Annotated in this window: 19 protein-coding genes; 2 read left to right on the top strand and 17 right to left on the bottom strand. The window is 69.3% G+C overall.

The window, feature by feature from the left end; translation table 11 throughout:
- Positions 1-77 precede the first annotated feature (77 nt).
- Entirely contained in the window at positions 78-1,442 is a 1,365-nt protein-coding gene (gene glmU / locus U3649_RS05620) for a bifunctional UDP-N-acetylglucosamine diphosphorylase/glucosamine-1-phosphate N-acetyltransferase GlmU (RefSeq protein ID WP_407353894.1), read from the bottom strand.
- 148 nt (positions 1,443-1,590) lie between these two features.
- On the opposite strand from glmU, the gene U3649_RS05615 reads away from it, so the two are divergent.
- A complete protein-coding gene (locus U3649_RS05615) occupies positions 1,591-1,974 on the top strand; it encodes a GtrA family protein (RefSeq protein WP_407353893.1) in 384 nt (127 codons plus the stop codon).
- A 176-nt stretch (positions 1,975-2,150) separates the two neighbouring features.
- On the opposite strand, the gene U3649_RS05610 is transcribed toward U3649_RS05615, so the two are convergent.
- From U3649_RS05610 to U3649_RS05565, 10 genes are all read right to left on the bottom strand, one after another.
- Positions 2,151-3,323: a P1 family peptidase gene (locus U3649_RS05610; protein ID WP_407353892.1), complete on the bottom strand. Its 1,173-nt coding sequence runs from the start codon at positions 3,321-3,323 to the stop codon at positions 2,151-2,153.
- 588 nt (positions 3,324-3,911) lie between these two features.
- Positions 3,912-4,334, bottom strand: a complete 423-nt coding sequence (locus tag U3649_RS05605) for a F0F1 ATP synthase subunit epsilon (RefSeq protein ID WP_407353891.1) — start codon at positions 4,332-4,334, stop codon at positions 3,912-3,914.
- A 139-nt stretch (positions 4,335-4,473) separates the two neighbouring features.
- Positions 4,474-5,898 carry a F0F1 ATP synthase subunit beta gene (gene atpD, locus U3649_RS05600; protein WP_407353890.1) on the bottom strand — a complete coding sequence of 475 codons (1,425 nt, stop codon included), beginning with the start codon at positions 5,896-5,898 and terminating at the stop codon, positions 4,474-4,476.
- A gap of 153 nt (positions 5,899-6,051) precedes the next feature.
- Complete coding sequence (gene atpG, locus U3649_RS05595; RefSeq protein WP_407353889.1) at positions 6,052-6,915, bottom strand: F0F1 ATP synthase subunit gamma; 864 nt, start codon at positions 6,913-6,915, stop codon at positions 6,052-6,054.
- 117 nt (positions 6,916-7,032) lie between these two features.
- Positions 7,033-8,598, bottom strand: a complete 1,566-nt coding sequence (gene atpA / locus U3649_RS05590; RefSeq protein ID WP_407353888.1) for a F0F1 ATP synthase subunit alpha — start codon at positions 8,596-8,598, stop codon at positions 7,033-7,035.
- A 135-nt stretch (positions 8,599-8,733) separates the two neighbouring features.
- Positions 8,734-9,267, bottom strand: a complete 534-nt coding sequence (locus U3649_RS05585; protein ID WP_407353887.1) for a F0F1 ATP synthase subunit delta — start codon at positions 9,265-9,267, stop codon at positions 8,734-8,736.
- Positions 9,268-9,271: 4 nt separating this feature from the next.
- Complete coding sequence (locus tag U3649_RS05580) at positions 9,272-9,742, bottom strand: F0F1 ATP synthase subunit B (RefSeq protein ID WP_407353886.1); 471 nt, start codon at positions 9,740-9,742, stop codon at positions 9,272-9,274.
- 92 nt (positions 9,743-9,834) lie between these two features.
- The gene (gene atpE / locus U3649_RS05575) at positions 9,835-10,113 is read right to left on the bottom strand and encodes a F0F1 ATP synthase subunit C (protein WP_407353885.1); all 279 of its coding nucleotides are present in this window, start codon (positions 10,111-10,113) and stop codon (positions 9,835-9,837) included.
- A 60-nt stretch (positions 10,114-10,173) separates the two neighbouring features.
- Entirely contained in the window at positions 10,174-11,052 is an 879-nt protein-coding gene (atpB, locus tag U3649_RS05570; RefSeq protein ID WP_407353884.1) for a F0F1 ATP synthase subunit A, read from the bottom strand.
- Complete coding sequence (locus tag U3649_RS05565) at positions 11,049-11,483, bottom strand: hypothetical protein (RefSeq protein ID WP_407353883.1); 435 nt, start codon at positions 11,481-11,483, stop codon at positions 11,049-11,051. Before U3649_RS05565 ends, atpB begins: the two co-directional genes overlap by 4 nt.
- Positions 11,484-11,966: 483 nt before the next feature.
- Between U3649_RS05565 and U3649_RS05560 the strand changes: the two genes are divergently transcribed.
- Positions 11,967-12,878 (top strand): hypothetical protein, encoded by a 912-nt coding sequence (locus U3649_RS05560; protein WP_407353882.1) that lies wholly within the window; start codon positions 11,967-11,969, stop codon positions 12,876-12,878.
- Positions 12,879-12,932: 54 nt separating this feature from the next.
- Here U3649_RS05560 and U3649_RS05555 read toward each other — a convergent pair whose 3' ends face one another.
- From U3649_RS05555 to aceF, 6 genes are all read right to left on the bottom strand, one after another.
- Complete coding sequence (locus U3649_RS05555; RefSeq protein ID WP_407353881.1) at positions 12,933-14,846, bottom strand: N-acetylmuramoyl-L-alanine amidase; 1,914 nt, start codon at positions 14,844-14,846, stop codon at positions 12,933-12,935.
- A 533-nt stretch (positions 14,847-15,379) separates the two neighbouring features.
- On the bottom strand, positions 15,380-16,162 hold the full coding sequence (locus U3649_RS05550; RefSeq protein WP_407353880.1) for a hypothetical protein: 783 nt from the start codon (positions 16,160-16,162) through the stop codon (positions 15,380-15,382).
- Positions 16,159-17,982: a dihydrolipoyl dehydrogenase gene (gene lpdA / locus U3649_RS05545; protein ID WP_407353879.1), complete on the bottom strand. Its 1,824-nt coding sequence runs from the start codon at positions 17,980-17,982 to the stop codon at positions 16,159-16,161. Before lpdA ends, U3649_RS05550 begins: the two co-directional genes overlap by 4 nt.
- An 11-nt stretch (positions 17,983-17,993) precedes the next feature.
- Complete coding sequence (locus U3649_RS05540) at positions 17,994-19,121, bottom strand: mechanosensitive ion channel family protein (RefSeq protein ID WP_407353878.1); 1,128 nt, start codon at positions 19,119-19,121, stop codon at positions 17,994-17,996.
- Positions 19,118-19,600, bottom strand: coding sequence for a YybH family protein (locus U3649_RS05535; RefSeq protein ID WP_407353877.1), 483 nt, complete (start codon positions 19,598-19,600; stop codon positions 19,118-19,120). Before U3649_RS05535 ends, U3649_RS05540 begins: the two co-directional genes overlap by 4 nt.
- On the bottom strand, positions 19,597-21,321 hold the full coding sequence (gene aceF, locus U3649_RS05530) for a dihydrolipoyllysine-residue acetyltransferase (protein ID WP_407353876.1): 1,725 nt from the start codon (positions 21,319-21,321) through the stop codon (positions 19,597-19,599). Before aceF ends, U3649_RS05535 begins: the two co-directional genes overlap by 4 nt.
- Between the last annotated feature and the right edge of the window lie 390 nt (positions 21,322-21,711).

Genomic DNA, 21,711 nt, shown 5'->3' with positions numbered 1-21,711 from the left:
CTGCCCCTGTAGGAGCGCACCGCAGGGGCGCGACCAACGTCGTCGGGCACGCCGGGTCGCGCCCCTGCGGCGCGCTCCTACCTCTTCTTCGGCCGCTTCCAGTGCTCGATGATCGCCTGCCTGGCGCGCGCGACGGCCAGCTTGCCGGCCGGCACGTCGCTGGTGATGACCGAGCCGGCGGCGGTGGTGGCGTCGTCGCCGATGGCGACCGGCGCCACCAGCGAGGCGTTGGAACCGATGAAGGCGCGATCGCCGATGGTGGTGCGGAACTTGTTGACGCCGTCGTAGTTGCAGGTGATGGTGCCGGCGCCGATGTTGGCGCCGGCGCCGACGGCGGCGTCGCCGAGATAGGTGAGGTGGTTGGCCTTGCTGCCGACGCCGACGGTCGTGTTCTTGGTCTCGACGAAGTTGCCGATGTGGGCGCCGTCGGCCAGCACGGTGCCCGTGCGCAGTCGCGCGAACGGGCCGATCGTGACCACGCCTTCGGTGACGGCGCCGTCCAGGTCGCAATGCGCGCGCACTTCGGTACCGGCGGCCAGGCGCACGTCCTTCAGGCGGCAGAACGGGCCGATGCGCACGCCGTCGCCCAGGTGCACCTCACCCTCGAACACCACGTCGACATCGACCTCCACGTCGCGGCCCACCGTCACCGTGCCGCGGATGTCGATCCGCGCCGGGTCGGCGAAGCGCGCGCCCTGCACGCACAAGGCACGCGCGGCACGCAGCTGCCAGGCGCGCTCGAGCTGCGCCAGCTGCCACGGATCGTTCGCGCCTTCGGCCTCCAGCGGATCGTCGACCATCACGATCTCGGCGGCGCTGAACTCGTCGGCGGCCATCGCGAAGATGTCGGTCAGGTAGTACTCGCCCTGGACGTTGTCGTTCGACAGCCGCTCCAGCCATCCCTTCAGCGCGGTCGCCTCGACCGCGAGGATGCCGGTGTTGACGATGCGGATGCGGCGCTGCTCGTCGTCGGCGTCCTTCTGCTCGACGATGGCGGCGACGTGGCCTTCGGAGTCGCGCACGATGCGGCCGTAGCCACTGGGGTCGTCGAGTTCGGCCGCCAGCACCGCCAGCCGGCTGTCCACCTCGCGCAGCCGCCGCAGCGACTCGGTGGTGAGCAGCGGTACGTCGCCGTACAGCACCAGCACCTGGGCGCCATCGGGAACGTCCGGCATCGCCTGGCGGACGGCATGGCCGGTGCCGAGACGGCGCGCCTGTTCGGCCCAGTACAGGTCGGGCTGGTCGGCGAACGCATCGCGCACCTGCTCGCCGCCGTGGCCGTGGACGATATGGATGCCGGCGGGCCGCAGCACGCGCGCGGCGTCGATGACGTGCGCCAGCATCGGTCGCCCTGCGACCTTCTGCAGCACCTTGGGCAGGTCGGACTGCATCCGCTTGCCCTCGCCGGCGGCGAGAATGACGACGTGCAGGGGAAGGCTCATGGCGGCTCCGGAACGGAAGATTGCGGAATTCTAACGGGCACCGCTGCTAGCATGCGGCAGCTCACGATCATCGCGCCATGACCGTCCACGCCCGATACTTTCTCCCGCCCGCGGCCCGCGCCGCAATCCACGCGCCGGATCCGCACCGTTGAGCCTGACCAGACAATCCAGCAGCTATCTGGTGATCGGCGGCCTGCAGTGGCTGCTGGACTGGGCGGTGATGGTGGCGCTCAGCCATGCCGGCCTGCCGGTGCGCCAGGCCAACGTGGTCGGCCGCATCTGCGGTGCGCTGTTCGGCTACTGGATGAACGGGCGCTTCACCTTCGCCGGCGAGGACACCGCGCTCGGGCGCACCCAGCTGCAGCGTTTCCTGCTGATGTGGGTGTGCACGACCCTGGTCAGCACCTGGGCGATCGGGCAGGTCGACGACTATCTCGGACTGCAGTGGGCCTGGCTGGCCAAGCCGCTGGTGGAGATCGCGCTGGGCGCGGTGGGGTTCGTGCTGTCGCGGCACTGGATCTACAAGCGCTGAGGCGCGCCGCGCCGCGCCAAGCAGACTTCTGAGTAGCAGTCCTGATGAACGCGCCGCCGCGCGTTGCGAGGGCGAACAGCGACAGGCACTTCCTTCCGCCGCCGGCCTGCGCCGCGCCGGGGCCGAAGCCCCTCCTCTCCTACAAACGGCTTGCGGGAAGCGAACGCCGACTCGTCCTACGGCGACGGCGCGGCCTGCAGCAGCGGCAGCACCCGTTCCAGCGGCAACGCGGGCACTGTGCCGCGATGCCCGCTGACGCCGGTGGCGCGGAACAGCGAGTTGACGATCGCCTCCTCGGTCGCTTCGGCGGCGGCGGCGAACAGCCCGTCCATGGCATCGTTGGACAGCAGCCGCGGCCGGTGCTCGCGGGTTCCGGCATGCATGCGGCTGTCGACGGCGGTGGAGAAGGCGATGACGTAGTCGCCGGACCCGTTCGACATCGAGGCGCCGGTGCGGCCGAGGCCGACGATCGCGCGCGCGGCCAGGCGCCGCAGCAGGCGCGCATCGAGCGGCGCGTCGGTGGCGACCACGATCATGATGCTGCCGTCGCCGGCCGCGGGCGGGCGGTCGGCCGCGGCGGTTGCGGCGGGCGCGCCGAAACCCGCGGGATCCGGCAGCGCGCGGCCGACCGGCACGCCGGCGATGACGAGGTCTCCGCCGTAGTTGCTCTGCACCAGTACGCCGACGGTATGGCCGCCGGCGGCGTCGGGCAGCCGCCGCGAACTGGTGCCGATGCCGCCCTTCCAGCCGAACGCGACGGTGCCGGTGCCGGCGCCAACCGCACCTTCCTCGACGTTGTCGTTGGAAGCCGTCTCGAGCGCCTGTCGCACATGCCCGGGCCGGATCGGCCGCGCGCGGATATCGCTGAGAAAACCGTCGTTGGTTTCGCCGACCACCGGATTGAGCGAGCGCACCTGCGCCATGCCCGGCTTGTCCAGCATCCATTCGACCAGCGCGTCGGCCGCCTTCCACACGCCGAGCGTGCCGGTGAGCAGGATCGGGGTTTCCAGCTCGCCCAATTCCCGCACCTGGGTCACGCCCAGCAGCTTGCCGTAGCCGTTGGCGACGTGGATCGCGGCCGGAACGCGCTCACGGTACAGATCGCCCGGGTGCGGGACCACCGCGGTCACCCCGGTGCGGATGGCGTCGCCCTCGACGATCGTGGCGTGTCCGACGGCGACGCCGGGCACGTCGACGATGGCGTTGCTCGGTCCGGTGGGCAGGGTGCCGATGACGATGCCGGCCTCGCGCGCGCGCGGGCGCGGGGCGTGGGATGCGGCGCCTTCGCCGTCCGCCGCCTGCTGCGGGGCGGCCGTGCGGGCAAGCCCGATGAGGGGACATGTCGCCATTGCCACGGCAAACAGTCCTGCCGCCGCCGTTGCATGCCATTGCTGCATCTGCGATCTCCCCCGCGTCTTGGTGTGATCCCGGCGCCGACCGTATGCCGCCGCCGATGGCTGCGCAAGTGGTGGCAGATGGATCCTGGTCGCAGGTGCCCACCTCGGCCCGAACCGGCACCTGCGTCGCGACTTCCGTCGCTCCCACAAAATCACGCCCTGAGCTGCAGTGGCCCGCGGACGGCTTACAGGAGAAGCATTGCGGCACGCGCTCCACTCACTTGTGAAGCGCGGCACCGTTGTGGAAGCGACGGAAGCCGCGACGCCCGCACCGCTGCGCTCCGGCCGTGTGCGCATGGATCGCGACACGCCGTAAAGCCCCCTGTCTGTCGTTGAAGCCGCTTCCACATGAAAAACGGGCCGATCTCCATTGCGGCGACGGCTTCAAGCACGACGTCCTGGCCCAAAAGCGAAACGCCGGCGCGTGGCCGGCGTTCCTCATGTCACTGGTCCGCGCAGGCGCGCGGCCGCAACTTCTCACTGAACGGAGAGGGCTGGGCTTTTACGAATCACCAATCACGAATCACCAATCCCGACCCCCTAGTGCTTCAGGTTCTTGCGCAGGCGCTCGAGCGCCTGCAGCTGCGCCGTGACCTCGGCCAGTTTCTGCTGCGCCTCGGCGACGTCCATCGCCTCGCCACGGCCGGCGAGCACGCGCTCGGCCTCCTCCTTGGCGGCCTTCACGGCGGCTTCGTCGATGTCGTCGGCGCGGATCGCGGTGTCGGCCAGGATCGTCACCACCTGCGGCTGCACCTCGAGGATGCCGCCGCCGATGGCGAAGTCGAGCTGGCTGCCATCGGGCTGGGTGACCACGACCTTGCCGGCCTTGAGCCGGGTGATCAGCGGCGCGTGGCGCGGCGCGATGCCGAGCTCGCCCAGCTCGCCGGTGGCGACCACGAGCGTGGCCTCGCCGTGGAAGATCTCGGCCTCGGCACTGACGATGTCGCAACGGATGGTGGTCATGTCTCTCTCGCTTCGCTCGTTCGATGGGATTGGGGATTCGGGATTGAGGATTCGTAAAGAAAATGCCCGCGCATCCTCAACGACCCATGAATCCAACCGCCCTTTCGAATCTCCAATCCCGAATCCCTAATCCCGGCCGTCAAGCGGCGATCTTCTTGCCCTTCTCCAGCGCCTCGTCGATGCTGCCGACCATGTAGAAGGCCTGTTCCGGCAGGTGGTCGTACTCGCCGTCGACGATGCCCTTGAAGCCGCGGATGGTCTCCTTCAGCGGCACGTACTTGCCCGGCGAGCCGGTGAAGACCTCGGCGACGTGGAACGGCTGCGAGAAGAAGCGCTCGATCTTGCGCGCGCGCGACACCGCCTGCTTGTCCTCTTCCGACAGCTCGTCCATGCCGAGGATGGCGATGATGTCCTTGAGCTCCTTGTACTTCTGCAGCGTGGCCTGCACGCGGCGCGCGGTGTCGTAGTGCTCGTTGCCGATCACGTTCGGGTCGAGCTGCCGGCTGGTCGAGTCCAGCGGGTCGACCGCGGGATAGATGCCGAGCGAGGCGATCTGGCGCGAAAGTGTGACGGTCGCGTCCAGATGCGCGAAGGTCGTCGCCGGCGACGGGTCGGTCAGGTCGTCCGCGGGCACGTACACGGCCTGGATCGAGGTGATCGAACCGGTCTTGGTCGAGGTGATGCGCTCCTGCAGCACGCCCATCTCCTCGGCGAGCGTGGGTTGGTAGCCCACCGCCGACGGCATGCGGCCCAGCAGCGCCGAGACCTCGGTGCCGGCCAGGGTGTAGCGGTAGATGTTGTCGACGAAGAACAGCACGTCGCGGCCCTTGCCGGTCTCGTCCTTCTCGTCGCGGAAGTACTCGGCCATGGTCAGGCCGGTCAGCGCCACCCTGAGGCGATTCCCCGGCGGCTCGTTCATCTGGCCGTAGACCATCGCCACCTTGGACTCGGGGAAGTTGTCCGGCTTGACCACGCCGGCCTCGATCATCTCGTGGTAGAAGTCGTTGCCTTCGCGGGTGCGCTCGCCGACGCCGGCGAATACCGAGAGGCCGGAATGCTGCGTGGCGATGTTGTTGATCAGCTCCAGCATGTTGACCGTCTTGCCGACGCCGGCGCCGCCGAACAGGCCGACCTTGCCGCCCTTGGCGAACGGGCACATCAGGTCGATGACCTTGATGCCGGTTTCCAGCAGCTCGCCGGTCGCGGCCTGGTCCTCGTAGCTGGGCGCCGCGCGATGGATCTCCCAGTGTTCGGTCGCCTCGACGGGGCCGATCTCGTCGATCGGCTCGCCCAGCACGTTCATGATCCGGCCCAGCGTGCCGGCGCCGACCGGCACCGAAACGGCCTTGCCGGTGTTCTCGGCGATCAGGTTGCGCTTGAGCCCGTCGGTGGAGCCCAGCGCGATCGCTCGCACCACGCCGTCGCCGAGCTGCTGCTGCACCTCCAGCGTGATCGCGGTGTCCTTGACCTTCAGCGCGTCGTACACGCGCGGCACGCTCTCGCGCGGGAACTCGACGTCGACGACGGCGCCGATGATCTGGACGATCTTGCCCTGGTTGCTCATTTTGTGTCGCTCCGATTACTTGTTTCGTTGCCGGTTCTCACCGGCGTACTTGTTGTTTCGAGATTCGTGATTTGGGATTGGGGATTCGTAAAAGCGCGGGGGCGCTGCTCTTCCGAATCCCTAATCCCGATTCCCGAATCACGGCGGCCGTCGTCAGACGGCCGCGGCGCCGCCGACGATCTCCGAGATCTCCTGCGTGATCGCCGCCTGGCGGGCCTTGTTGTAGGACAGGTTGAGCGTGTCGATCAGCTTGGTGGCGTTGTCGCTGGCCGCCTTCATCGCCACCATGCGCGCGGCGTGCTCGGAGGCGACGTTCTCCATCACCGCCTGGTACACCAGCGACTCGATGTAGCGCGTCAGCACGTGCTCCAGCACGCCCTCAGCGTCGGGCTCGTAGATGTAGTCCCAGTCGTGCCGCGCGACCGCCTCGTCCGAGGCCGGCAGCGGCAGCAGCTGGTCGAAGGCCGCGCGCTGGGTCATGGTGTTGACGAAGTCGTTGTAGACCAGGAACACCCGGTCCATGCCGCCCTCGCTGTAGGCGTCGAGCATCACCTTGATCACACCGACCAGCTGCTCGACCTGCGGCGTGTCGCCCAGGTGGGTGACGCTGGCGAGCATGTTCACCTTGATCCGGCGGAAGAAGGCGGTCGCCTTCTGGCCGATGGTGACCACGTCGACCTCGACGCCCTGCTGCTGGTGCCGGCGGATCTCGCCGAGCAGCTTGCGGAACAGGTTGTTGTTGAGGCCGCCGGCCAGGCCGCGGTCGGAGGAGATGATCAGGTAGCCGACGCGCTTGACCTGCTCGCGTTCGACCAGGTACGGATGCCGGAACTCCGAGTTGGCCTGCGCCAGGTGCCCGATCAGCTGCTTCATCGCCCGCGCGTACGGGCGCGAGGCCTTCATCCGCTCCTGCGCCTTGCGGATCTTGGAGGCCGAAACCATCTCCAGCGCACGCGTCACCTTGCGGGTGTTCTGCACGCTCTTGATCTTGGTCTTGATTTCTCTGCCGCCGGCCATTCTGCTCGCTCCGCTCGCCGGGATTCGTGATTCGGGATTCGGGATTGGCGAGGGCAAATGCCCCTTCCACCCGCGAACCGCCGCTTTTACGAATCCCTAATCCCTAATCCCGCCGGCTCAGTATGAGCCGGTAGCCTTGAACTCTTCGATGCCCTTCTTGAACCCGGCCTCGATCTCGTCGTTCCAGTCGCCGCTCGCGCTCACCTTGTCCATCAGCTCGCCGGCGGTGTTGGCGAAGTGCGCGTGCAGCGCCTCCTCGAACGCGCCGATCTTGGGCACCGGCACGTCGTCCATGTAGCCCTTGTCGACCGCGTAGATCGACAGCGCCTGGTTGGCGACCGGCATCGGCGCGTACTGCTTCTGCTTCATCAGTTCGGTCACGCGCTGGCCGCGCTCGAGCTGCTTGCGGGTGGCCTCGTCCAGGTCGGAGGCGAACTGCGCGAAGGCCGCCAGTTCGCGGTACTGCGCCAGCGCGATGCGGATGCCGCCCGAGAGCTTCTTCATGATCTTGGTCTGCGCCGCGCCGCCGACGCGCGAGACCGAGATGCCGGCGTTCACCGCCGGGCGGATGCCGGCGTTGAACAGGTCGGTCTCGAGGAAGATCTGGCCGTCGGTGATCGAGATCACGTTGGTCGGCACGAACGCCGAGACGTCGCCGGCCTGGGTCTCGATGATCGGCAGCGCGGTCAGCGAACCGGTCTTGCCCTTGATCTCGCCATTGGTGAACTTCTCGACGTAATCCTCGTTCACGCGCGCCGCACGCTCGAGCAGGCGGCTGTGCAGGTAGAACACGTCGCCCGGATAGGCTTCGCGGCCCGGCGGGCGCTTGAGCAGCAGCGAGATCTGGCGGTAGGCGACGGCCTGCTTGGACAGGTCGTCGTAGATGATCAGCGCATCCTCGCCGCGGTCGCGGAAGTACTCGCCCATGGTGCAGCCGGCGTAGGCGGCGATGTACTGCATCGCGGCCGATTCGGAGGCCGAGGCGGCGACCACGATGGTATGGCCCATCGCGCCGTTCTCCTCCAGCTTGCGCACCACGTTGGCGATCGAGCTGTTCTTCTGCCCGATGGCGACGTAGATGCACTTCACGCCGGTGCCCTTCTGGTTGATGATCGCGTCGATCGCCACCGCGGTCTTGCCGGTCTGGCGGTCGCCGATGATCAGCTCGCGCTGGCCGCGGCCGATCGGGATCATCGAGTCGATCGCCTTGTAGCCGGTCTGCACCGGCTGCGACACCGACTTGCGCGCGATCACGCCGGGAGCGACCTTCTCCACCGGCGCGGTCACCGCGGCGTTGATCGGACCCTTGCCGTCGATCGCCTCGCCCAGCGCGTTGACCACGCGGCCCAGCAGCTCCGGACCGGTCGGCACCTCGAGGATGCGGCCGGTGGTCTTGGCGACGTCGCCCTCGCGCAGGTGCTCGTAGTCGCCGAGCACCACCGCGCCGACCGAGTCGCGCTCCAGGTTCAGCGCCAGCGCGAAGGTGTCGCTGCCGTCGTCGGACGCGGGCAGCTCGATCATCTCGCCCTGCATCACGTCGGCCAGGCCGTGGATGCGCACGATGCCGTCGGACACCGAGGTGACCGTGCCTTCGTTGCGCGCCTCGGCGGCCAGCTTGACCTTGTCGATGCGGGCCTTGATCAGTTCGCTGATTTCGGAGGGGTTGAGCTGGGTGGTTGCCATGGTGTGGGTCCTAGATCGTGTGTCGCGATTCAGTCTCGCGGCTTCGATGTTTGTTTCGGGATTCAGGAGGGGGGATTCGGGATTCGCGAAAGCGGTTGCGGTTGCTCTTTCGAATCCCCAATCCCGAATCCCGCGTTAGCTTGCTAACGCCGACTGCAGCCGCGCCAGCTTGCCGCGCAGCGAGCCGTCGATGACCACGTCGCCGGCGGCGATCACCGCGCCGCCGATGAGGGCCTCGTCGACCGCCGTCTCCAGCTCGACCTCGCGGCCGAAGCGCTTCTTCAGCGCCGCGCGGATGCCTTCCAGCTCGCCGGCCGGCAGCTCGGACGCCGAGGTCACCCTGGCGCGCACGATGCGCTCGGCGTCGGCGCGCAGCTGCTCGAACTGGCCGGCGATCTCGGGCAGCAACGCCAGCCGCCGGTTCTCGGCCAGCAGCGCCAGGAAATCGGCGAACGCCTGGCCGGCGCCGTCGCCTCCGGGCGACAGCAGCGCCACCGCGTCGGCGTCGTCGAGCCGCGGGTGGCCTAGCAGGCCGGCGACCTGCGGATCCGCGGCCACGCGCGCCGAGAATGCCAACGCATCGGACCACTGCGCGAAAGCGCCGGCCTCGCGCGCGATCGAGAACGCGGCGCGGGCATACGGACGGGCGAGCGTGAGGGCCTGGGTCATCGGATCAGATCTCCGCGGCCAGCTCGTCGAGCAGCGCCTTGTGCGCGGCCGGATCGATCTCGCGGCGCAGCAGCTTCTCGGCGCCGGTCACCGCCAGCAGCGACACCTGGCGACGCAGGTCCTCGCGGGCGCGGTTGGCCGAAGCCTCGATCTCGGCGTCGACCAGCGCCTTCTGGCGCGCGCCCTCGGCGATCGCCTCGGCCTTGGCCGCGTCGACGATCTGGTTGGCGCGCTGGTGGGCCTGCTCGATGATCTCGTTGGCCTTGGCACGCGCCGCCTTGAGCTCTTCGTTGACCTTTTCCTGCGCCTGCGCCAACGCCTTCTGGCTGTTGTCGGCGGCGGCCAAACCCTCGGCGATCTTCTGCTGGCGCTCCTCGATCGCGCGCATCAGCGGCGGCCAGATGAATTTCCAGCTGAACCAGATCAGGATCGCGAACGCGATGCCCTGGCCCAGGAAGGTTGCATTGATTTGCATCGTGTTGCTCCGCTATTGGCGAACGGGCGTCGGCGACGCCCGACCTTCGCCGCGCACGCCGGTTCCGGCGTGCGCGGTTTCCGGAAGCCGGATCAGGCGCCGGCGATGGCGCTGAGCAGCGGGTTGGCGAACGCGAAGAACAGCGCGATGGCCAGGCCGATGATGAACGCCGCGTCGATCAGGCCGGCGAGCAGGAACATGCGGCCCGACAGCATCGGCACCAGTTCCGGCTGGCGCGCGGCGCTCTCGAGAAACTTCGAGCCCATGATGCCGATGCCGATACAGGCGCCCAGGGCGCCCAGGCCGATGATGATGCCGATCGCGAGCGCGGTGTAGCCCTGGACGGCGGCGATGAGAGCGGTGACTTCCATGGTGATTCCTCTGGCAGGTAGCAGGTGATGGGGAGAAGGGTAACGGGAGATCCGGAAGCGTCAGTGCGCCTCGGACGACATCGACAGGTAGACCACGGTCAGGATCATGAAGATGAAGGCCTGCAGCGTGATCACCAGGATATGGAAGATGGACCAGGCCGCACCGGCCGCGACCGCGCCGACGAAGGCCAGCGCGCCGCCGGCCTTGGCGCCCATGCCCGCCTCCAGCAGCATGTTGCCGCCGGCCATGCCGAGCAGCGCGATCAGCAGGAACACCAGCTCGCCGGCGTACATGTTGCCGAACAATCGCATCGCCAGGCTGACCGGCTTGGACAGGTACTCGATCACGTTGAGGCCGAAGTTCGGGAGCGCCAGCACTGCCTTCATCGGCCCGCTGCTGGCATGGAACGGCGCGGTGAACAGCTCCTTGCCGAACCCGAATGCGCCCTTCGACTTCACCGCGAAGCCGAACATCAGCAGCAGCACCATGACCGCCATGGCGGCGGTGATGTTGAGGTCGGTGGTCGGCACGGCGCGGAAGTAGTGCTGTCCGGCGGCGGCGGCCACGCCCGGGAAGAAGTCCACCGGGATCATCTTCAGGGCATTCATCAGGAAGACCCAGACGAAGATGGTCAGCGCCACCGGCGCGACGAAGCGGCGGTTGCCGTGGAACACGTCCTTGACCTGGGTGTCGATGAAGGTGACGACGATCTCGATGAAGGCCTGGAACTTCGAGGGCACCCCGGCGGTCGCACGACGGCCCATCAGCCAGAAGGTGCCCATGGCCAGCACTCCCACCAGCAGCGAGATCAGCAGGCTGTCCACGTTCAGGGTCCAGAACGCGCCCTCGCCGATCGAGACCTGCCAGTGCTGCAGGTGATGGGTGACGTATTCGCTGGGGCTGTCGCCGGCAACGCGGAGGAGATCGGCAGGAGTCATCGAAGCAACCAGGGCAAGCTCAACATGTACGCCAGGAACGCGACCAGGGCGCCCGCCAGCACGAATCCCGCAGGCAGCGCGGCACTTGCCATGGCCAGGGCCAGACCAGCGCCGATCACACCCCACTTCAGCACGACCCCCACCAGCAGCCGGATGAACATGCGTCCGGCCGGAGCCACCGGCGAGCGTCCCGCGGTCCGCCAGCCGAAGGCCGCGAAACCGGTCGCGACCACGGCAGCGCCGGCGAGGAAGGCCGCCGCGGACGAACCGCCGGCGAGCACCGCCAGTAACCCCGCGCCGATCAGCCCGATCGCGATCTGGACCAACGGCAGCAGGAAGGCGGCACGGCGGGTCCGGTCGGGTCGGGATTTATCGTGCTTGGGGGGCTGCAAAGCCGCAAAAGTATAGCAGTCGGGCGTTTTCAGCGGCAAGCGCCGGAAGTCGGCCCCGGCGGCCCGCCATGCGCCCTGACAACAGGCGCCGCCACAGGAAGTCACGCCGGATCGAACGCCGCGAGGCGGCGCCGGGAACGGAACCTTCGGCGCCCGCGCCGGTCAGTCCTCGTGCCCGTCGTCCATCCTCGTCGAATCTCCGCGGCGGGCTTCAAGAGCCCCGGCCTCACGGTCGGGGCTTCTTCTTGTCGGCGAAGCGATGCCCGTCACGTTTTCCGCGGCGCCGGTCGCTGGCCTGGTGCGCACGGGCTTCGCCGCCGCCCCCGGTCGCCCGCCCGCATGCCGCTGCAGCGGGCGCGCGCACGGGTTGCGCATGGCCGCGCCCGCGAAGATTTCCCGCCGCTGGCGCTCCCCTGCCGACGCCGTGCGGCTTCACATCGACTGCATCGTGGTTGCGGCCCAATCGCTCCCGTGGCGCTGCAATGGATGGTGCCGCTCCCACACAATTCGGAGTCCTCTTTGATGATCCGCATCCCACGCCTCGCCTTCGGGCTGTGCGTGGCGGGCGCGGCGTCGACGCTGCCCGCTTACGCCAACGACGACCGTTTCATCCTCCGGCTGAGCGCCTTCAATCCGGAGGCCACGCTCGGCTTCGACGCCGCCGGCACCGTCACCGACGGCACCGATACCGCGACCTTCGACGATGGCGCAGAGTTCGATCTCGGCCGCAAGTGGCGCCCGCGCGGCTCGATCGGCGTGCGCCTCAGCGAACGCCAGCGCCTGATCGGCAACTTCTACGATTACGAGCGCAGTCGCGGGCGCACCTTCGGCGGTGGCGACTTCGACCCCGGCGACCTGCCCGGTGGACCGGGCCTTCCCGGCGATCCGGTGGAGATCCCCGAGGTCGCCGCCGATGCGCGCTTCGAATTCGCCCTGGCCAACCTCAACTACGAGTTCGCTGCGGTGGACACGCCGACCTTCCAGTGGGGCGTCGGCCTCGGCGTGACGCACGCGCGGCTGGAGACGCGGCTGGACGTCGCCTCGACCGCCACCGACGAGTTCGACGCCGAATCGGCCAGCCTGCGCTGGAAGCGCAGCGAATGGTCGCCAGGCCTGCACACGCGGCTGGCCTGGGCGCCGAACGAGCGATGGCACCTCAGCCTCGAGGGCCAGTACCTCGATGCGCGCTGGGGCGATTTCCTCGAGGAGAAGGGCCATTTCGAGCGCGGCGGGCTGCTGGCCGAATACCGGATCACCGAACGCGTCGGCGTGCACGTCGGTTACGACTGGTTCCGGCTCAAGCTCGCCGACGATTTCGACGGCAGCCTCGAAACCGGCGACGTGCCGGACGTGGACCGGCTCGACTACGCCGGCAGGCTCACCGGCCGGCTGAAGGTGCACGGTCCACTGGCGGGCATGACGATCCGGTTCTGACGACCCATCCATTAGGAATGCGCCAGGCCGCGCGGGCACGCATGCGCGATGGCGTCAGTTGCGGATCTGCACGTCGTCGACGTAGACGTTGACGTCGTAGCTGGTCTGCGCGCGGTACAGCCAGATCGCGTCGAGCCTGACGGTGCCCGCGGTGATCGCGCCATTGGCGCCGCCGACCCAGGCGTTCCACTGCGCGGCGTCGGTCAGGCTCCATTCGACGTAGGTCCACTGGTTGGCCGGGAGCGAACGGCTCACCGAGCGCTCGGTACCGTCGCTGTCGTCGATCCCCACACCCACGCTCATGCCGCTGCCGCCCGAGTAGACCCAGAAGCCGACGCGGCCGTTGGCCCGGGCCAGCGCCACGTTGCTGCCGGGATTGCCGGCGCCGGACAGCAGCCGCACCGCCCAGTTCGCCGAACTCGAGGCGTTGTCCTTCAACAGCACCCGCAGCGAGCAGTTGCCGTTGCGGCGGTTGCTGCAGTCGCGGCTCGCGGTCGATGCGGTCGAGATGCCGGTGGTGCTGCCCGAGTAGGCCGGGCTGGTGTTGAAGTGGCCGACGCTGGACTCGAAGCGGTCGAGGTACTGCGTGGTCCCGCCGCTGCCCGGGTTGAGCAGGCCGTAGTAGCGGCTCCAGTTCCAGTTGATGCCGGGATCGGTATGGGTCTGGCCGCTGAAGTGCTGGTGGCCCTTGATCCTGACGCTGGTGGGCAGCACGTTGATGCCGCTGCTGGGCGCGCCGCTGTAGGCCGCGGTGCAGCTGATCGCGCTGTAGCTGGCGCAGAAGTGCCGTACCAGCGCCGCCGAGGCGTTGTACATCGCCGTCGTGTACCACGAACTGTTGTTGACGTAGCCCTCGTGCTCGATGCCGAGGGTGTAGCTGTTGTGGTTGCGCACGTGCCAGGCGGTGTGGCCGTGGCGCACCATCTGCGTGACCTGGCCGTCGGAGCTGCGGATCACGTAATGGGCGCTGACGTTGGCCGAGGAATTCTTGAACCAAGAGATGGTGCCGGCGTAGCTGCCCTGGGCGGTGTGGATGGTGACCGCGCTCACCGACGCGCTGCGCGATGCGGTGTAGTTCGACGAGTGCGCCGGGTTCCAGATCGCCGGGCCGTAGTCGGTGCTCAGCGGCTGCATGTCGGGCGCCTTGGCGGCTTCCGGCCTGCGCACCAGGCGCTCGCTGACCGGATCGATCGCGTAATGTTCGGTTTCGATGCGATCGCCTTCCACGTCCAGGCGCACGAACGGCGCGCCGAGCCGGGCCAGGGTCTCGGCGTCGAACGCCCGCTCCCAGGCGATCGGCCGTTCCGGCACCACCATGCCCTTCTCGTTCACGCCGCGGTCCAGCGCCAGCAGCACGTCGAAGGCGAAGCTGGCGCGGGCGTAGTCGCCGATCGCGCTGTCGCCCGGCGCCTGGCCGAACCCGGCGTAGCGGGCCAGCTCCGGGGCCAGCGATTCGGGGTCGGACACGGATTTGCCGCGCAGATGCCGGTCGAGCAGCGCCGCGGCGGCAAGGATGTTGGTCGCCGGGTCACGCTCGATCCGCTCGGCGGGCACGCCCAGCAGCGCGGCCGCCTCGCCGACCTGGTCGGCGAAGCCGTCGCCGGCGTACAAGCCCATCACCCCGTGCGCATCGGGCATGTGGTGGTGGCCGTGGTTCTCCGCGGTGGGTGCCAGCGACTGCCAGCGGCTCTGCACGTAGGCGATCGCCTCCAGCGCACCGGCGGGGATGCGTGGGTAGGCCGCATAGGCGCGGCGGAAATGGTCCGGGTACGCCGCGCGCTCGGCGCGCAGGCGGGCTTCCTCCTGCCGCAACCGCTCGCTCAGCGCCGCCTCGTCGCTTCCAGGCCGAGCGCGCTCGGCCGGCGATGGGCCCTGCTGCAGCGGTCGCGTCTGTGCGTGCGCGACGGTCGCGGCGGTCATGGCGCACAGCAGTGCCGCCGCCATGCGGTGTCCGAATCGAATCCTCATGTCTGTTCCCTCTGCGCGAATCCGCGCGTTGCCGATCCCCCCGCCCCGAAGCGCGCCGCCGGCAGGCGGCGCGGTGTCGATTCGAGTAGAGCACACGCGGACGGCCTGCCCAGATGGGGTTTGCCCTAGTCGCGCCAAAAGCGCGACCGGAGCCCGCCGGGATGGCGCAATGGGTCACATCCCGGCGACCGACGTTTTCCGTCGCGGATGCATGCGGGTCAAGCCTGTTCGGCTGCGGGAGCGATAGCCATGACGGCCTCGGAGGCCGGTCGCGAGCCGCCGGGCAAGTCGCGACTTCCGTCGCTCCCATAACAAAAAAGATGGACCGCCAGGCGTGGCCGTCGCATTCGCGGCGAAGCCGGACGTGATGGAAATCGGTGAGAACGCCCGCACTTGTGGGAGCGACGGAAGTCGCGACACCCTACCGGAAGGGCCGCGGCTTCCCTCGCCTCCATGCTCCTGCGGCGATCCTGATCGGCCGCCTCGACCGCAAAGCATGCCCGATGCCCGGCCGGGACTTGGCGGCACGCGAATCAGAAAAACGGCGGCCAGCGCTCGCTGCTGTCGCTATCGCGACGCATGCAGATCTCGAGCGGTAGCGGAACCAAATCCAAAACCGCTCGCCGCGCCTCCAGGCCCGCTTCGCTCTCGACAGGTTGCTGAAGAACGATCCGGTTCTGTTCATCGCGCGTAAAGAGCGTCCCGTAACGCTGCGGTTTATCGAGGTCGTCTAGGGCGCGATCCACCATTTCAGCCGTGCGGCGCTTGAATGCATGGCCCACGCCCTGGTCACGTGCGCCCAGTAGCGCCTCGCCCAGGCGCAGCTGGAACTGCGGCTGCGAGTGAAATTCTTCAACAATCGAAATGAGTGCATCCATTCCGTCGCGACCTATCTCGGCGGCCGTCGGCGGCTTTCGCCCATCGATGATGACCTGCAGCCGCGCAAGGCGCGCGGCATCTCGCGGCGAAGCGGGCGGGAGATGCCTTCCCGCATTGGAACCCGCCTCCCCTGCCGACACCGCTGCGTCGGCTGCCGCTGCCGCTGCCGCGTCGGCCGCATCTGCCGCTGCATGCGCTGCCCCTTCCATGTCTCCGGCGGCCAGCGCGACCAGTCGATCGCGCAGCGCGGGGTTCGTCGGCATCGGCCGCATTCGTTCGGCGCGTTGCTCGTCGAGCCGCGACTGCCACCACTCGCGCCCACCGGGACAGCGATCGAAGCTCGAGCTCCGGACGTGGTTCGGCGGCACCGCAATCGCCGACGCCGCACCGGCCTGCAGGCAGGCGATCGCCAGCACGCAAATCGCGGCGGCCCTCATGGCTTCTTCTTCGGCAGGTAGAGATCGGTGATGGTGCCGTCGTAGACCTCGGCCGCCATCGCCACCGATTCGCTGAGCGTGGGGTGCGGATGGATGGTGTGGCCGATGTCGGCCGCCTCGGCGCCCATCTCGATCGCCAGCGCGACCTCGGCGATCAGGTCGCCGGCGTGCGGGCCGACGATGGCGCCGCCGATCACCCGGTGCGTGGCCTCGTCGAACAGCAGCTTGGTGAAGCCCTCGCCGCGGCCGATGCCGACCGCGCGCGCCGACGCCGCCCACGGGAACTTGCCCACGCCGACCTTGATGCCCGTCACCTTCGCCTCGGTCTCGGTCACGCCGACCCAGGCGATCTCGGGGTCGGTGTAGGCCACCGACGGGATCACCCGAGCCACCCACTCCTTCTTTTCGCCGGCAGCCACTTCCGCCGCCAACTTGCCCTCGTGCGTCGCCTTGTGCGCCAGCATCGGCTGGCCGACGACGTCGCCGATGGCGAAGATGTGCGGCACGTTGCTGCGCATCTGCCGGTCGACGTCGATGAAGCCGCGCTCGCCCACGCGCACGCCGGCCTTGTCGGCGTCGATCTTCGCGCCGTTCGGCACCCGGCCCACCGCCACCAGCACCCGGTCGAACAGCTTGCCATCGGGGATGCTCTCGCCCTCGAACGTGCAGGCGATGCCGTTCTTCTGCGCCTTGGCCTCGACTACCTTGGTCTTGAGGTGGATCGCCGCGCCCTGCTTCTTCAGCCGGTCGGCCAGCGGCTTGACCAGGTCCTTGTCGGCGCCCGGCATCAGCTGGTCGGCCAGTTCCACCACGGTGATCTCGCTGCCGAGCGCGCGGTACACCGTGGCCATCTCCAGGCCGATGATGCCGCCGCCGACCACCAGCAGCTTCTTCGGGATGTCGGTCAGCTCGAGCGCATCGGTCGAATCCATGACGCGCGGGTCGTTCCAGGGGAAGCCCGGCAGCTTCAGCGCCTGGCTGCCGGCGGCGATGATGCACTGCTCGAAGCGGACCAGCCGGGTCTTGCCGTCGTCGCCCTGCACTTCGAGCTCGTTGGGCGAAACGAACGCCCCGTTGCCGGTGACCACGCGCACCTTGCGCTGCTTGGCCATGCCGGCCAGGCCCTTGTTGAACTGGCCGACCACCTTGTCCTTGTGCCCGCGCAGGCCGTCGAGCGCGATCTTCGGTTTGCCGAAGTCGATGCCGTAGTCGGCGGCATGCGCAGCCTCGTCGATCACCGCGGCGGCGTGCAGCAACGCCTTGGAGGGGATGCAGCCGACGTTGAGGCAGACGCCGCCGAGCGCCTGGTAGCGCTCGACCAGCACCGTGTCGAGGCCGAGATCGGCGGCGCGGAACGCCGCGGTGTAGCCGCCGGGACCGGAACCGAGGACGACCAGGGCGCATTCGATGTCGGCCTGGCGGCCGCTGTGCGCGGCCGGCCTGACCGCTGGCGGTTCTGCCGGCGCGCCCGGCGACTTCGCGACCGGCGGCTTCGAAGGCCCGCCGTCCGGGGCGTCGGACGCCCCCGCGTCCGACGTCTTCGTCTTGCCGTCGTCGCCGGCGGCGCCTTCTTTCGCGCCTTCGGCCTCGAGCAGCACGACCACCTTGCCCTCGGACACGCGGTCGCCGACGCCGACCTTCACCTCCTTGACCACGCCGGCGGCGGACGAGGGCACCTCCATGGTCGCCTTGTCGGATTCCAGGGTGATCAGGCCCTGGTCCTTGTCCACGCGGTCGCCAGGCGCGACCAGCACCTCGATCACCGGCACGTCGGAAAAGTCGCCGATGTCCGGCACCTTGATCTCAATGGTCTGGGCCATGGAAAGCTCCTTCAGGATTTGGTTGTCGGTGGCGCGGCGGGCGCGTCGGGGGCCGCCTGTTCGGCGATCTCCCGTTCGACGTCCTGCTGCGCGTCATTGCTGGCGAGCACGGCGCGCTCGTGCCGCGGCAGGTCCGCGGCGCCGGCGCCGTCCTGCGCGGCGGCCGTCGCCGGCGCCTCGCCGCGCAGCGCGGCGAGCGCGGCCTCCCCGTGCAGCCCGAGCAGGCTGCGCAGGTGCAGATCGCGCTGCGGGAACGGGATCTCGACACCGTGGCGCTTGAGCGCGGTATCCAGTTCCCACAGGTAGGCCGCCTCGATCGCGGCATTGCGGCGCGCCGCCGCCTCGTTGAGCCAGACCGCCAGGATGAACTCGACCGCGTTGTCGCCGAAATTGACCAGCCACACCTGCGGGCGGCGCTCGCCCTCGGTGGAGAGGGTGAACGGCACCGCGGCCGCGGCCTCGAGTGCCGCCTTCTTCACCAGTTCCTTGTCGGCGCCGTAGGCGACCCCGAAACGCACCCGGATCCGGCGGTGGATCGAGCCGTGGGTCCAGTTGACCACGCGGCCGCTGACGAACTCGGAATTGGGGACGATGACGTCGATGTTGTCGTTGGTGGTGATCAGCGTGGCGCGGATGTTGATCGCGCGCACGGTGCCGCGCAGGTTGTCGTCCAGCTGCACGAAGTCGCCCACCTTCAGCGAACGGTCGAACAGCAGAATCAGGCCCGAGATGAAGTTGCTGAAGATGGCCTGCAGGCCGAATCCCAGGCCGACGCCGATGGCGCCGGCGAAGATGGCGAACTTGGTCACCGGGATCCCGGCCAGGTCCAGCGCCACCAGGAAGCCCACGACCAGCAGCACGTAGTGCACCAGCCGCGAGACGGTATACAGCGCCGCCGCGTTCACGCCTTCGTGGCGCTCGCCCCAACGGCCGATCGCGCGCCGCAGCAGCGCCGAGAGCAGCCAGGCCGCCAGCAGCGCCAGCAGCGCGAACAGCAGCCCGCCCAGGGTCAGGCGCAGCCCGGAGATGGCGACCAGCGGCTGCTCGAGCAGGGGCTGCAGCCCGGCCCAGCCACGCTCGACCATGCCGCCGTTCCCGTCGGCAGGTGCCGCCGCCGGCGCGGGCGGCGCGGCCTTCATTGCGGCGGCGGCGGCGGCACGACGGTGTTCTGGTCGTACACCAGCCGCCATTCGCCCCGCTCGCGCGCGAACACCAGCGACAGCAGCGCCTCGCACCGGGTGGCGTAGCCGCCGTCGTCCTGGCGCTGCTGCGACAGGTAGTGCACCAGGGCGATGCCGGCATCGCCGAGCTCGCGCACCTGCCGCACCTCGAAACGCATGCGCCAGTCGTCCTCGGCGAACCAGTCCTGGTGCAGCCGGCGGAACTGCTCGCGGGTGGAGAGCACCTTGCCGCCGGGCAGGATCAGGGTCAGCGTTTCGCCGCGGGTGACGGTGGCCATCAGCGCGTCCAGGTCGCGCGCCTGGATCGCCTGCAGATGGCGATCGAGGGTTTCGCGCAGCGGCGCGGCGGCGGCGTCCGGCTGCGCCACGGCCGCGGCCGCGGCCAGCAGCAGGCACCCGCCCAGGAGCGGGACGCGCCAGCGCCGCGCCCGGCTCACAGCAAGACCCGGCGCATGTCGCCGAGCAGCTGTGCCAGGTACGCGGTGAAGCGCGCCGCCGCGGCGCCGTCGATCACGCGATGGTCGTAGGACAGCGACAGCGGCAGGGTCAGGCGCGGCCGGAATTCCGTGCCGTTCCAGACCGGCTTCATCGCCGACTTCGACACGCCGAGGATCGCGACCTCCGGTGCGTTGACGATCGGCGTGAAGCTGGTGCCGCCGATGCCGCCGAGCGAACTGATGGAGAAGCAGCCGCCCTGCATCTCCGACGGGCCGAGCTTGCCGTCGCGCGCCTTCTTCGCCAGCGCCGAGGTCTCCTGCGCGATCTCGATCACGCCCTTGCGGTCGCAGTCGCGCACCACCGGCACCACCAGGCCGTTGGGCGTGTCGGCGGCGAAGCCGATATGGAAGTACTTCTTCAGCGTGAGCGTCTCGCCGGCGGCGTCGAGCGAGGCGTTGAACCGGGGGTACTTCTGCAATGCGGCGACGCTGGCCTTCATCAGGAAGGCGAGCATGGTCAGCTTGATGCCCGCCTTCTCGTTCTCCTTGTTGAGCGCGAGCCGCAGCGCCTCGAGATCGGTGACGTCGGCGTCGTCGTGCTGGGTGACGTGCGGGATCATCGCCCAGTTGCGGGCGAGGTTGGCGCCGGAGATCTTCTGGATCCGCGACAGCGGCTGCTCCTCGATCTCGCCGAACTTGGCGAAGTCGACCTTCGGCCAGGGCAGCAGCGCCAGGCCGCCATCCGTCGCCGGCGCGCCGGCCGTGGCGGCGCCGCCCTGCAGCGCCGTCTGGACGAACTGCTGCACGTCCTCGCGGGTGATGCGGCCGCCCCGGGCACTGCCCTTGACCCGCAGCAGGTCGACGCCGAGCTCGCGCGCGAACAGGCGCACCGCCGGACTGGCATAGGGCACCTTCTCGGGCATGACCGCATCGGCATCGAAGCGCACCGGCGGCTCGCCGCCGCCGGGCGTGCGGTGCTCCATCGAGGCCTGCGCGATGTTGTCGGGCCTGCGCCCGGGCGAGGCCGGCTCGGCGGCGGTGTCGTCGGTGGTGTCGGCCGGCTGCGGCGCGGCCGCCTCGGCCGGGGGCGCCTTCGCAGGCGCATCGGCACCGTCGCCGGCGATGCGCGCGACCACGCTGCCCTCGGACACCTTGTCGCCGACCTTGACCTCGAGCGCCTCGACCACCCCGGCGAACGGTGCCGGGACCTCCATCGTCGCCTTGTCCGATTCCAGCGTGACCAGGCCCTGGTCGCGCTCGACGCGGTCGCCGACCGCCACCAGCACCTCGATCACCGGCACGTCGTCGTAACCGCCGATGTCGGGGACCACGGCGTCCTGTGCGCCGCCGCCGCCGGAAGCCGGGGCGGGCGCCTGCTTCGCCGCGGGCGCCGGTTCCTGCCGCGGCGGCGCCGGCGGCCGTTCCCCGCCGGCGGCCTTCGCCTCGACCGGCGCCTCGGTGGGCGCCTCGGCCGCATCGTCGCCGGACTCGACCATCGCCACCACGGTACCTTCGGAGACCTTGTCGCCGACCTTGACCTTCACTTCCTTGACCACGCCGGCGAACGGCGCCGGGACCTCCATCGTCGCCTTGTCCGATTCCAGCGTGACCAGGCCCTGGTCGGCCTCGACACGGTCGCCGACCGCGACCAGGACTTCGATCACCGGCACGTCGTCGTAGTCGCCGATATCCGGGACGCGTGCTTCTTTCAGGTCGGCCATGCGGCGCTCCGCGATGCAAGGGGGGGGGGAGATCCGTATTGTGGCCGGATGGGCGCCGGGCGCCAACCGCGACGAAAAAAGGGTCTTCTCCCAGGCGCGGGCGGTAGCTGCCGGATGAGCATGTGTGCACGACGCCGGGTCTTCCCCAGAATAGGGAACGGCGCCTCATGGAAAGCCCCGCGCAGTGTCCAGGGCCGGCGCGGCGTCCCGGTGCGGGACCGCCGACGCCATGGATGGCGGCGACGAGCCTCCATGGAGGGATTCACGGCGCGTCCCGCACCGGGCGCCGTGCCGGCCCACCCGCGCGCGCCTGCACCCGCACGGAGCCGACATGCGAATGGCGGCATCGCGCGCCGCGTCGCGACTTCCGTCGCTCCCACAAGGGGGCGG

The organism is Luteimonas sp. R10, assembly GCF_045689605.1.
Lineage (GTDB): Bacteria > Pseudomonadota > Gammaproteobacteria > Xanthomonadales > Xanthomonadaceae > Luteimonas.
Note: the sequence above shows the minus strand (reverse complement) of the source record. Positions and strands in the feature narration are given on the sequence as shown.